This window comes from Pseudomonas sp. KCJK9000, assembly GCF_046230725.1.
GTDB classification, from domain to species: Bacteria; Pseudomonadota; Gammaproteobacteria; order Pseudomonadales; family Pseudomonadaceae; genus Aquipseudomonas; species Aquipseudomonas promysalinigenes.
In genome coordinates this window covers 124387-136453 of sequence record NZ_JBJJLN010000002.1, presented here as the reverse complement: position 1 = coordinate 136453, position 12067 = coordinate 124387, and the positions used below count along the sequence as shown (strand labels likewise).

Genomic DNA, 12067 nt, shown 5'->3' with positions numbered 1-12067 from the left:
AGGTGCAACGAATAAGAACAATAAACGGAGTCATCTCGATGCTGTCATTGCAGCCGAAGGCGTTCGCGCCTAGCCGTTCCCTGTCCCCGCGCCCCTCTGCCATCGCCAGCGCTCTTGCACTTGCCGGTGTTGCTCCGCTCAGCCAGGCCGCCTTCTTGGAAGACAGCACGGCGACCTTCGAAACCCGCAACATGTATTTCAATCGCGACTTTCGCGACGGCACCAGTGCGCAGCAATCCAAGCGCGACGAATGGGCCCAGGGTTTCATGCTCAACTTCGAGTCCGGCTACACCGATGGCACGGTGGGCTTCGGCGTGGATGCGCTGGGTATGATGGGCATCAAGCTTGATTCCAGCCCCGACCGCACCGACACCGGCCTGCTGCCGACCCACGATGACGGCAAAGCCGCCAACGAATACTCCAAGCTTGGGCTGACCGGCAAGGTCAAAGTTTCCAAGACCGAGCTTAAGATCGGCACTCTCATCCCTGAACTGCCGACCTTGCAGCCCAATGACGGGCGCATTCTGCCGCAAACCTTCGAAGGCGGCCTGCTGACTTCTCAGGAGATCAAGGGCCTGACCTTCACCGGTGGGCGCCTGGACAAGGCCAAGGACCGCAACGATACCAACTGGGAAGACCTTGCCCTGAACAACAAGAACGGCCGCTTCGGTGGTTCGTTCAGCGCCGACAACCTCGATCTGGCGGGCCTTGACTACCAGTTCACCGACCGCATCACCGGCAGCTACCACTTCGCGCAGCTCGATGACATCTACCGCCAGCACTTCATCGGCATGCTCGCCACCCAGCCCTGGGGCCCGGGCGCCCTGGCCGCCGACGTACGCCTGGCAATCAGTGACGACGCAGGGGCGGCCAAGGCCGGGCGAATCGACAACACCACCTTCAACACCATGTTCAGCTATAGCCTGGGTGGGCACAAAGTCAGCGCCGCCTGGCAGCAGCTGTCGGGCGACAGCGCCTTCCCCTACATCGACGGCGCCGATCCCTACTTGGTCAACTTCGTACAGATCAACGACTTCGCCAATGCCGACGAGCGCTCCTGGCAAGCCCGCTACGACTACAACTTCGCCGCCCTGGGCATTCCAGGCCTGAGCTTCATGACCCGCTACATCAACGGCGATAACGTCAGCCGTGCCGCTGGTGGCGAGGGCAAGGAGTGGGAACGCGACAGCGAAATCAAGTACGTGGTACAAGCCGGCCCGTTGAAAAACGTTGCCGTGCGCCTGCGCAACGCCACCTTCCGCTCCAATTTCGCCCGTGATGCGGACGAAGTACGGGTGCTGGTGAGCTACAGCGTAGCCCTGTGGTAATTCAAAACAACAATGTTCACGGAGACTGACGATGACCTTTTCCCTGCGCCGCCTCGCCCTCGCCACCGGTTGCCTGTTGCTGGCCGGTAACGCTCTGGCCGCCGAGCCCAAACGCCCCGAGTGCATTGCCCCAGCCTCCCCAGGTGGTGGCTTCGACCTGACCTGCAAGCTGGCGCAGAGCGCCCTGGTGCAGGAAAAAATCCTCAGCAAGCCGATGCGTGTGACCTACATGCCTGGCGGTGTCGGCGCGGTGGCGTACAACGCGGTGGTCGCCCAGCGCCCGGCCGACGCCGGCACCCTGGTCGCCTGGTCCAGTGGCTCTTTGTTGAACCTGGCCCAGGGCAAGTTCGGCCGCTTTGACGAGAACGCGGTGAAGTGGCTGGCCGCCGTCGGCACCAGCTACGGCGCTATCGCAGTGAAAAGCGACTCGCCCTATAAAAGCCTCGACGACTTGGTCGCGGCGCTGAAAAAGGACCCGAGCAAGGTCGTGATCGGTTCTGGCGGCACCGTCGGCAGCCAGGACTGGATGCAAACCGCATTGATCGCCAAAGCAGCGGGTATCAACCCGCGAGACCTGCGCTACGTGGCCCTTGAAGGCGGCGGTGAAATCGCCACCGCGTTGCTGGGTGGGCATATTCAGGTTGGCTCCACCGACATCTCCGACTCCATGCCGCACATCCAGAGCGGCAACATGCGCATCCTCGCCGTGTTCGCCGAAAACCGCCTGGACGAGCCAGAAATGAAAGATATCCCCACTGCCAGGGAGCAGGGCTACGACATCGTTTGGCCAGTGGTGCGCGGTTTCTACCTCGGCCCGAAGGTGAGCGACGAGGAATACGCCTGGTGGAAAGAATCGTTCGACAAGATGCTGGCCTCCGAAGACTTCGCCAAGCTGCGTGACCAGCGTGAGCTGTTCCCGTTCGCCATGACCGGCTCGGAGCTGGACGGTTATGTGAAGAACCAAGTGGCTGAGTACAAGAAACTGGCCAAGGAATTCGGCCTGGTTCAGTGATTGGAGCTGTAACTCGACCCTGGTGGCAGCAGATTGACCCGTAAAGCACTCCCCGCGATGCATGGCCAGTGCTTGGCACTGGTTCGCGGGTCAACCCAGCCCCACAGGGTCTATGTCGCGTCGAACATTCCCGAGGATTCCAACATGATCCTGCAACGCCTCTTCGCCGTGGTCTTGCTGGCGCTGTGCGCCATCCTGGCCGTGATGGCCTGGCCCTATCAGGCCGCTTTTTCCTACGAGCCGGTAGGGCCCCGGGCCTACCCGTTGCTGATGCTCGGCTTGATGAGCCTGGGCTTGCTGTACCTGGCCATCCGCCCGACCCCCATCGTGCGCAAGGACGATGAACCAGAGCTGGACCGCCAAACCCTGATCAAGATCACCTGCTGCGTCGGCCTGCTGGTGCTGTTCGCAGCCACCTTCGAAGTACTGGGCTTCATCCTCAGCGCCATTCTGGTCGGCATCCCCATGGCCCGCCTGTACGGTGGCCGCTGGCTGCACAGCACCCTGGTGGTGGTGGGCATGAGCGTATTCCTCTACTGGCTGTTCGACCGCGTCATGGACGTACCCCTGCCCCTTGGCCTGCTGAGCGTACTGGAGAACTGACACATGGATACCTTGAGCTACCTGGGCCAGGGCTTCGGCGTCGCCCTGTCCCCCTACAACCTGGTCACCGCCCTGTCGGGCACGCTGATCGGCACCGTGGTCGGCTTGCTGCCAGGCCTGGGCCCGATCAACGGCGTGGCGCTGCTGATCCCAATCGCTTTCGCCCTGGGCCTGCCGCCGGAGTCTGCCTTGATCCTGCTAGCGGCCGTTTACCTGGGTTGCGAGTACGGCGGCCGGATCAGCTCGATCCTGCTGAATATTCCCGGCGAAGCCTCGACCGTGATGACCACCCTGGACGGTTACCCAATGGCACGCCAGGGCTTGGCCGGCGTGGCCCTGTCGCTGTCGGCCTGGAGCTCGTTCATCGGCGCGCTCATCGCCACTTGCGGCATGGTGCTGTTCGCCCCGCTGCTGGCCAAGTGGGCGATCGCCTTTGGCCCGGCGGAGTACTTCGTGCTGATGGTGTTCGCCATCGTCGCCCTGGGCGGCATGGCCGGTGACAAACCGCTGAAGACGTTCATTGCCGCACTGATCGGACTGTTCCTGTCGGCCGTCGGTATCGATGCCAACAGCGGCGTCTACCGCTTTACCGGCGACAGTGTGCACCTGGCCGATGGCATCCAGTTCGTGGTGCTGGTACTGGGCCTGTTCTCGGTCAGCGAGATCCTGCTGTTGCTGGAAAAAACCCACCATGGCCACGAAGCGGTCAAGGCCACCGGGCGCATGCTGTTCAATCTAAAGGAAGCGGCGTCGGTATTTGTGGTCAATATCCGCTGCGGCCTGCTGGGCTTCATCATGGGCGTGCTGCCAGGCGCCGGTGCAACCCTGGCCAGTGCTGTTGCCTACATGACCGAAAAACGGCTGGCCGGTGAATCGGGCAAGTTCGGCAAGGGTGATGCCCGCGGCCTGGCGGCCCCGGAAACCGCTATCGGTGCATCCTGCTGCGGTGCGCTGGTACCGATGCTGACCCTTGGCGTGCCCGGCTCGGGCACCACTGCGGTAATGATCGGCGCGCTCACCCTGTACAACATCACTCCAGGCCCGCTGCTGTTCGAACAACAGCCAGACATCGTCTGGGGCCTGATCGCCTCGTTGTTCATCGCCAATATCATGCTGGTGATTCTGAACATTCCGATGATCCGCATCTTCACTCGCATTCTGGCCGTGCCGAACTGGGCGCTGGTGCCGGTGATCGCAATCATTACCGCAATCGGCGTGTACGCCGTGCATGCCACCACCTTCGACCTGTTCCTGATGGTCGGCATCGGCATCATGGGCTACATCCTGCGCAAGCTGGACTTCCCGCTGTCGCCGATTCTGCTGGGCTTCATCCTCGGTGGCCTGATGGAGCAGAACCTGCGCCGCGCCCTGTCGATCTCCAACGGTGAACTGGGCATCCTCTGGTCGAGCCCGATCAGCATGGGCGTTTGGGTATTGGTGGGCTGCATGCTGGCACTGCCGCTGCTGCGCATCTGGCGCAAACGCAGCCTGCAGCGCCGGGCCATGGCCGATGCCTGATCGGTCTGTACCGCTGTTCGTTGCCACCGGGCTGGTCGGGCTTGCAGGCGGTTATGCCGCCAGCAAGGTCGGCTGGCCTTTGCCTTGGATGGTCGGCTCGTTGCTGGCGATCATTCTGGTGCGCTGCCTGACGCCTTGGCAGCTAGCGGAAATACCCAATGGCCGCAAATGCGGCCAATGCATCATCGGTATCGGTATCGGCCTGCACTTCACCCCGGCAGTGATCGAGCAAGTCGCCAGCCACTTCGCACTGATCTGCTTCGGCGCACTGTTCACCACCTTGTCCAGCGTCATCAGCGTATGGCTGCTGCGGCGCACCGGAGAGGACCGGGCCACCGCGTTCTTCGCCAGCATGCCCGGTGGTTCGGGTGAAATGGTCAACCTTGGCGCGCGCAACGGTGCTGTGCTCAGCCAAGTGGCTGCAGCGCAGAGCCTGCGGGTACTGACGGTGGTGCTGTGCGTGCCGGCACTGTTCAAGTTTCTGCTAGGCGATGGCGTGCCACTGAACCACACCGGCAGTGTCAGCTGGGGCTGGCTGGCGCTGATCGTGCCGCTGGGTGTGGGCATGGGCTTTGTGTGGCAGCGCCTGCGTCAACCCAACCCTTGGCTGTTCGGCCCTCTGCTGGTGGCCGCCTCGATAAGCCTTATAGGGACGTTGCAGATCGCCCTGCCCGATGGCGCCAGCCAGGTAGGCCAGTGGCTGATCGGCAGCGGGCTGGCATGCCACTTCAACCGGGCGTTTTTCCGCCGCGCACCGTCCTTTCTTGGCCGTACACTGCTCGCCACTTCGCTGTGCATGGCCATTGCCGGCAGCGCTGCATGGGTGCTCAGTATGATGACCGAACTTGACCTGCGCTCACTGACGCTGGGAATGATGCCCGGCGGCATCGCCGAGATGAGCCTTACGGCTGAGACCTTGCAACTGTCGGTACCGCTGGTAACGGCGCTGCAGGTGGTACGGCTGGTGCTGGTGCTGTTTCTGGCAGAGCCATTGTTCAGGTATTGGGTAAAGGCCCGTCCGTAAGGGCTGCCTGGCAGCCCCGGGCGGTATTCACAGTGGCGGCAATGCCCAGTTGATAGGCGCCATGCCGCGCTGTTCGAGAAAGGCATTGGTACGGCTGAAGTGCCCACAACCAAGAAAACCGCGGTATGCCGACAGTGGCGAGGGATGCACCGACTTGAGCACCAGGTGCTTGGTGCCGTCGATCAGCTTCTGCTTGCTCTGGGCATGTGCCCCCCACAGCAGGAACACCACGTTGGGGCACTGCTCGCTGACTACCTGGATGATTCGGTCGGTAAACAGCTCCCAACCCTTCTTGGCATGCGAGGCTGCATTGGCGCGCTCGACCGTCATGGTGGTATTGAGCAGCAGCACGCCCTGCTCGGCCCAGCTTTGCAGGTAGCCGTGATTGGGGATGGGGATGTTCAGGTCGCGCTGTAGCTCTTTGTAGATGTTGACCAGCGACGGCGGTGCCGGTACGCCCGGCTGTACCGAGAAGCACAGGCCATGGGCTTGGCCGGGGCCGTGGTACGGGTCCTGGCCGAGGATCACCACTTTGACTTGGCTCAGCGGGGTGGTATTGAGCGCGTTGAAAATCAACGGCCCCGGCGGGTAGATCTCTTTGCCGGCTGCGTGCTCCTGGCGCAGGAACTCACGCAACTGCTGCATGTAGGGCTGGTCGAACTCGGCGCGTAGGGCAGCCTTCCAGCTGGGTTCGAGTTTGATGCGATCGTCTTCAGTCATGGCGGCCATCCGTAAACAATGGCGCGACACTAGGTAAGCTACCTGGGCTTGTCAATCGATCCGACCGACGACCGGCACGCTCAGCCATCCGGGCCATACTTGCAGGATCACGTGTGCGAGGTAGTCCATGGCCATTCATTGCGAGGTACTAACCGGCGTCGATGGCGCCCGTATCGGCATCGCCACCCTCGATGCGCCCAAGGCGCTGAACGCTCTCGACCTGCCGATGATCGAAGTGCTCGGCGAACAGTTGCACCGTTGGGCCCGCGACCCTGCAGTGGTCTGCGTGCTGTTGCGGGGCAACGGCGCGAAGGCGTTCTGCGCTGGCGGCGATGTGCGAGCGCTGGCCCAGGCCTGTCTCGCGCACCCCGGCGGTGTACCGCCGCTGGCCGCCAGCTTCTTCGCGGCCGAATACCGTCTGGACTACCTGCTGCACACCTACCCCAAACCGTTGCTGTGCTGGGGCCACGGCCATGTGCTGGGTGGCGGCATGGGCCTGCTGCAAGGCGCTGGAGTACGTATCGTCACACCCAGCAGCCGCCTGGCGATGCCAGAAATCAGCATCGGCCTGTACCCGGACGTTGGCGCCAGCTGGTTCCTCGCCCGACTGCCCGGCAAGCTCGGCCTGTTCCTAGGGCTGACAGGAGCGCCAATCAACGCCCGAGATGCCCTGGACCTGGGTCTGGCTGACCGTTTTTTCGGCGAACAACAGCAAGAGTCATTGATCGAAGAGTTGCTCCAACTGAACTGGCAAGAGCAGACCGCCCTACAACTCAATAGCCTACTCAAGGCAGAGCAGCATCGCGCCTGGGCCGAGTTGCCGAGTGCGCAATGGTTGCCTCGGCGCCAGGAGCTGGACTCACTGCTCGATGTGGCAGACCCCGCAGCAGCGTGGCGGGCGTTGCAGGGCCTCAAGCATCATAACGATCCGGTACTGGCCGACGCCGGGCAACGCCTGGATCAAGGCTGCCCGCTGACGGCGCACCTGGTGTGGGAACAACTGCACCGCGCACGCCACCTGTCATTGGCTCAGGTGTTTCAGATGGAGTACGGCATCAGCCTCAATTGCTGCCGGCATCCGGAATTCAGCGAGGGCGTGCGCGCCCGACTATTGGACAAGGACAACCAGCCGCGCTGGCACTGGCCAGACGTTGCACAAGTGCCCGCAGCGGTGGTCGAGGCGCATTTCGCCAAGGTGTGGGAGGGGCGTCACCCACTGCAAGACCTCGATGCGTGACAGCCTCAGCGCTGCCAGTTGCGATCACCGCCGCGCCACCCAGCTGGCCTGCGGCCGTCGTCGCCGCGGTTGTTGGAGTGCCAGCGGTCGTTTTGGTAGCGCTGACTGCCATCGCGATAGTCGTGGCGGTCGCGATCTCGCCCGTAATCATTGCGCTGGCGGTTGCCATAATCGTAGCGCGGGTTGCCATGCCACTGGTTCAACCCCGGCGGTGGACCGGGCCGATAGTGCGGCGCAGGCACCGGGCGGTAGTAGCGAGGAGCAGGTTGGTAGTAGTAGCGTGGCTGCGGCGCTACATAATAACGGTCGTAACGGTAATAGCCCGGCGCTGCGTAGCGGTCAGTGGTGTAATAATCGGATCGGTAATACTCGCCGCTTTCGTAATAGGGGGCGCAGGCAGTGGTCATCAACCCTAACAGGGCGATCAACAGAATTCGATAGGACATGGCGGCCTCCTGGACCGCTGGGATGCCCGAACAGCGGCGCTGACGAGCGTCGACACAATACGTTCATCGACACAGATACAGACAGCTTAGGAGGCGTGCAGTGCCATTTCGGCAACAAATTGATACAAGAGAATAGGGCCCACAAAAACATGCAGTCATTTGCCTTTCATCTCTCTAGAATAAGCGCCTCGGCACACATCATGGGAAGATCATGCCTTCACGCTCCGCCCTGTTATCACAGCGCTCGCTGATACTGGCCCTACTGCTGTTGCTGGCCTGTGGCTTTCTCGCCACTTCGCTGATCAGCTACTTCGCTTCGCGCAGCGCGATTCGTGACGGCATCGTCAACACTGAACTGCCACTGACCTCCGACACCGTCTACTCGGAAATCCAGAAAGACCTAATACGCCCGGTGCTGATCGCCTCGATGATGGCCCAGGACACCTTCCTGCGTGACTGGGTGCTGGCCGGTGAACAGGATACCCAGCGCATCACCCGCTACCTCGGCGAGGTCATGGGCAAACAGGATATCTTCACATCATTCTTCGTCTCCGACCGCAGCCTCACCTATTACCAGGCCAAGGGCGTGCTTAAGCAAGTGGTGCCCGGTACCTGGCGCGATGCCTGGTATTTCCGCCTGCGCCAGATGCAAGCGCCTTATGAAATAAACGTCGACGTGGACATGGCGAACCAGGATAGCCTGACCGTGTTCATCAACTACCGCGTCCTGGATTACCAGCAGCGCTTCATCGGCGCTGCCGGGGTTGGCCTGAGCGTGGACGCGGTGATCAAACTCATCGACAACTATCAGCTTCGCTATCAACGCTCGGTATTCTTCACCGACGCCCAAGGGAAGGTCATCCTAACCGGCTCCCACGGTGCGCCCCATGACCTGAAGGTCGGCCAACCCCTGGCCGACAATGCCGACCTCAAAGCGTTGCTTGCACAACGCCCGACGCCTGCCGAAGGCAGCCACGAATACAACGACAGCGAGGGCCACAGCCACTTTCTCAATGTACGGCAGCTGCCTGAGCTGGGCTGGTATCTGATGGTGGACAAACGTGAAACCGGCACCCTGGATCACATCCGTCACTCGCTGTACCTGAACCTGGTCATCTGCGCGATGATCACCCTGGTGGTACTGTGCCTGCTCAACGGCATGCTCAGGCGGCATCGGGCAAGCACCGAGGCGCTAGCCACCCTCGATAGCCTCACCGGCCTGCCCAACCGGCGCAGTTTCGATGTTCTGGCTGCACAAGCGCTCAAGGATGCTCAGCGCAATTGCGCACCGCTGGTCGCGCTGTTGATCGACCTCGATCATTTCAAAGTGCTCAATGATACCCATGGTCATCTGGCAGGCGACGAAGTGCTGCGTCAGTTCGCCAACGTGCTGCAAAGCAGCCTGCGCCAGTCCGATATACTCTGCCGCTGGGGGGGTGAGGAGTTCATCGTGTTGTTGCGTGAAACCGAAGGCAGGCAGGCGCTGGAAGTGGCGCAGAAGATCCGTCGCCGTACCGAGCAACTGACCTTCAACTATGAAGAAAACCCTTTGCGCCTGACCACCAGTATCGGCGTCAGCGCCTTGCAGCCTGGCGACTCCCTGCACGCCCTGCTGACCCGCGCCGACCGTGCCCTCTACCGTGCCAAGCAGTCCGGTCGCAACTGCGTCTGCAGTGAAACACCGGAAAGCGGTCATGACTGAAAGCCAGCTTTGCCCTGCCTGCGGTGCACTCAACCACTGCAGCCTGGCCGACCCACGTAGCGCCACCCAGGCCTGTTGGTGCTACGGCGTGAGTATAGATCTGGCGGTGCTCCAAGCTCTGCCAGCCGAACTGCGAAACAAAGCCTGCCTGTGCCCACGCTGTGCTGCCGTAGAGGATCAGTTGGCCTCAAAGGCTGCCCCGCGCAGCGATGAAAACCGCTAAACTGCCGCCTTTTTCCCGCAGTCACCATGCGCCTCGACCGATTCCTTGCCAACCTGCCCTGCTACAACCGCCAGCAAGTGCGCATGTTGCTGGCGCAGCGCCGTGTCCGCCTGGACGGCGAGGTGGTAACCGACCCGAAGGCGCAGGTCCGTGAATTCAGCCGAGTCGAGGTCGACGAGCAGTTGCTGCAAGGCGGCCACCTCGCCCGCTACCTGATGCTGCACAAGCCTATAGGCTGCGTCAGTGCGACCCAAGACCCGCAACATCGCACCGTGCTCGACTTGCTGCCCGAAGCCTTGCGCGAGGGCCTGCATATCGCCGGGCGTCTGGACTTCAACACCACAGGCTTGATGATTCTGACCAACGATGGCCAATGGTCGCGGCGCCTGACCCAGCCAGCCACCAAGCTGCCCAAGCAGTACTTGGTGCATACCGAAAGCGAGATTGGCGACCACTATGTGGGCAAATTCCAGGAAGGTTTTTATTTCGCTTTCGAAGATTTGACCACCTTGCCCGCGCGATTGGACATCCTGGGCCCACGTCTGGCCCGGCTGGCGATCGTCGAAGGGCGCTACCACCAGGTCAAACGTATGTTCGGCTATTTCGACAACAAGGTCATCGGCCTGCACCGTGAAACCATGGGGTCGATTCGCCTCGATCCGAGCTTACAGCCCGGCCAATACAGGGCTTTGACTGCAGACGAAATCGCCTCGGTGTGAATGCCATAACATCGGCATGCGACCGCTGAGCGGTTGAAGTCACAAATTCGCGCGAAGAGCACTTGCGCGAAGTCTGGCTCACTGCTTGACTCCATCCTTGTCAGTCCGCGAGTGACCAACCAGTCACGCCTGCAGTTCCTGACACCTTTTGCCGGCCACCCTACGCCTCGATGCGTTGGGGCACGGCAATTGCCCACCAGAACAACATCGTCGACACGTGTGCCAAGGATCGACACAGGGCCCCCCGATTTACTCAGGCGAATGCCTACCTGTCATAAAGAACGTGCACCCTAGGTGACGCGATTACCCTTTTTGCGCCAGGAGTCGATGACATGAGGCCAGAAATCGCTGTACTTGATATCCAAGGTCAGTATCGGGTTTACACGGAGTTCTATCGCGCGGACGCGGCCGAAAAGACGATCATTCTGATCAATGGGTCGTTGGCCACCACCGCTTCGTTCGCCCAGACCGTGCGCAATCTGCACCCACAATTCAACGTAGTGCTTTACGACCAGCCATACGCTGGCAAGTCCAAGCCGCACAACCGCCAAGAGCGGCTGATCAGCAAGGAGGACGAGGCGCAGATACTGCTGGAGCTGATAGAGCGGTTCCAGTGCGACCACGTCATGTCCTTCTCCTGGGGCGGTGCCTGCACCCTGCTGGCGCTGGCGCACCAGCCACGCAGGGTGAAAAAGGCCGTGGTCAGTTCGTTTTCGCCAGTTATCAACGAGCCGATGCGCGACTACCTGGAACGGGGTTGCCAGTATCTGGCCGCCTGCGACCGTTACCAAGTCGGCAACCTGGTCAATGACACCATCGGCAAGTACCTGCCGTCACTGTTCAAGCGCTTCAACTTCCGGCACGTCAGCAGCCTGGACAGCCACGAGTATGCGCAGATGCACTTCCACATCAACCAAGTGTTGCAGCGCGACCTGCAACGGGCACTGCACGGCGCCCGCAATATCGCCATCCCGGTGCTGTTCATCAACGGCGAGCGCGACGAGTACACCACGGTGCAAGATGCCCGAGAATTCGGCAAACACGTCGGCAATAGCCAGTTCAGCGTCATCCGCGACGCTGGGCATTTTTTGGATATGGAAAGCAAGTCAGCCTGCGATGATACCCGCGACGCCTTGCTAGGTTTTCTCAAACCCACGGCGCGCGAAACCCGCCCACGCGCTGGCGCATACATCCAGGGGCAGCATGCATTGGCTATTTGAGCGTATCGGCGCCTTGTGTTCGACACCCGCACAGATGGGCGCCGATCAGCTTTTTTGGAACGCGGGCTTCTATTTCAAGGAAGGTTCTGGTAAAAAGTGCATCGCAAACGCGGGTATAGTTTAGTGGCAAAACGAAAGCTTCCCAAGCTTTAGTTGAGGGTTCGATTCCCTCTACCCGCTCCAAACATTGCTATCCTCGCATGGCGTTCCAACAACGTCATCGCTGTCAAAAGGAGCCTCGAGCTCCTTTTTTCGTTGTTACGCCAACCCCCGACGGCGCCCGCGCTCAGCGCCCATGTCGTGCTAAAGTCCTGG

The 12067-nt window shown here is 61.4% G+C and carries 12 protein-coding genes and 1 tRNA gene; 11 read left to right on the top strand and 2 right to left on the bottom strand.

What is annotated here, in order from left to right:
- The first annotated feature begins 38 nt into the window (after nt 1-38).
- From ACK59H_RS01890 to ACK59H_RS01870, 5 genes are all read left to right on the top strand, one after another.
- Nucleotides 39-1328, top strand: a complete 1290-nt coding sequence (locus ACK59H_RS01890; RefSeq protein WP_060479677.1) for an OprD family porin — start codon at nt 39-41, stop codon at nt 1326-1328.
- A 31-nt stretch (nt 1329-1359) separates the two neighbouring features.
- Nucleotides 1360-2340 (top strand): tripartite tricarboxylate transporter substrate binding protein, encoded by a 981-nt coding sequence (locus ACK59H_RS01885; RefSeq protein WP_060479678.1) that lies wholly within the window; start codon nt 1360-1362, stop codon nt 2338-2340.
- A gap of 144 nt (nt 2341-2484) precedes the next feature.
- On the top strand, nt 2485-2943 hold the full coding sequence (locus tag ACK59H_RS01880) for a tripartite tricarboxylate transporter TctB family protein (protein WP_060479679.1): 459 nt from the start codon (nt 2485-2487) through the stop codon (nt 2941-2943).
- 3 nt (nt 2944-2946) lie between these two features.
- Nucleotides 2947-4461: a tripartite tricarboxylate transporter permease gene (locus ACK59H_RS01875; protein WP_186477557.1), complete on the top strand. Its 1515-nt coding sequence runs from the start codon at nt 2947-2949 to the stop codon at nt 4459-4461.
- Complete coding sequence (locus ACK59H_RS01870) at nt 4454-5485, top strand: AbrB family transcriptional regulator (RefSeq protein ID WP_409264199.1); 1032 nt, start codon at nt 4454-4456, stop codon at nt 5483-5485. The genes ACK59H_RS01875 and ACK59H_RS01870 overlap by 8 nt, the downstream gene beginning before the upstream one ends.
- Before the next feature lie 27 nt (nt 5486-5512).
- Here the strand turns inward: ACK59H_RS01870 and ung are convergent, their stop codons facing one another.
- Nucleotides 5513-6205 carry a uracil-DNA glycosylase gene (gene ung, locus ACK59H_RS01865; RefSeq protein WP_060479682.1) on the bottom strand — a complete coding sequence of 231 codons (693 nt, stop codon included), beginning with the start codon at nt 6203-6205 and terminating at the stop codon, nt 5513-5515.
- Between the two features lie 127 nt (nt 6206-6332).
- Here ung and ACK59H_RS01860 point away from each other — a divergent pair, with 127 nt between their 5' ends.
- Nucleotides 6333-7442: an enoyl-CoA hydratase/isomerase family protein gene (locus tag ACK59H_RS01860; protein ID WP_060479683.1), complete on the top strand. Its 1110-nt coding sequence runs from the start codon at nt 6333-6335 to the stop codon at nt 7440-7442.
- Nucleotides 7443-7447: 5 nt separating this feature from the next.
- Here ACK59H_RS01860 and ACK59H_RS01855 read toward each other — a convergent pair whose 3' ends face one another.
- Nucleotides 7448-7888 carry a hypothetical protein gene (locus tag ACK59H_RS01855; RefSeq protein WP_261744908.1) on the bottom strand — a complete coding sequence of 147 codons (441 nt, stop codon included), beginning with the start codon at nt 7886-7888 and terminating at the stop codon, nt 7448-7450.
- Between the two features lie 211 nt (nt 7889-8099).
- On the opposite strand from ACK59H_RS01855, the gene ACK59H_RS01850 reads away from it, so the two are divergent.
- From ACK59H_RS01850 to ACK59H_RS01830, 5 genes are all read left to right on the top strand, one after another.
- Nucleotides 8100-9590 carry a diguanylate cyclase gene (locus tag ACK59H_RS01850; RefSeq protein ID WP_409264197.1) on the top strand — a complete coding sequence of 497 codons (1491 nt, stop codon included), beginning with the start codon at nt 8100-8102 and terminating at the stop codon, nt 9588-9590.
- The gene (locus ACK59H_RS01845) at nt 9583-9813 is read left to right on the top strand and encodes a cysteine-rich CWC family protein (protein ID WP_409264196.1); all 231 of its coding nucleotides are present in this window, start codon (nt 9583-9585) and stop codon (nt 9811-9813) included. The genes ACK59H_RS01850 and ACK59H_RS01845 overlap by 8 nt, the downstream gene beginning before the upstream one ends.
- A gap of 26 nt (nt 9814-9839) precedes the next feature.
- Complete coding sequence (locus ACK59H_RS01840) at nt 9840-10532, top strand: pseudouridine synthase (protein ID WP_261744905.1); 693 nt, start codon at nt 9840-9842, stop codon at nt 10530-10532.
- A 332-nt stretch (nt 10533-10864) separates the two neighbouring features.
- On the top strand, nt 10865-11752 hold the full coding sequence (locus ACK59H_RS01835; RefSeq protein ID WP_186477551.1) for an alpha/beta fold hydrolase: 888 nt from the start codon (nt 10865-10867) through the stop codon (nt 11750-11752).
- A gap of 109 nt (nt 11753-11861) precedes the next feature.
- Nucleotides 11862-11935, top strand: a tRNA-Gly gene (locus tag ACK59H_RS01830).
- The last annotated feature ends 132 nt before the right edge of the window (nt 11936-12067 follow it).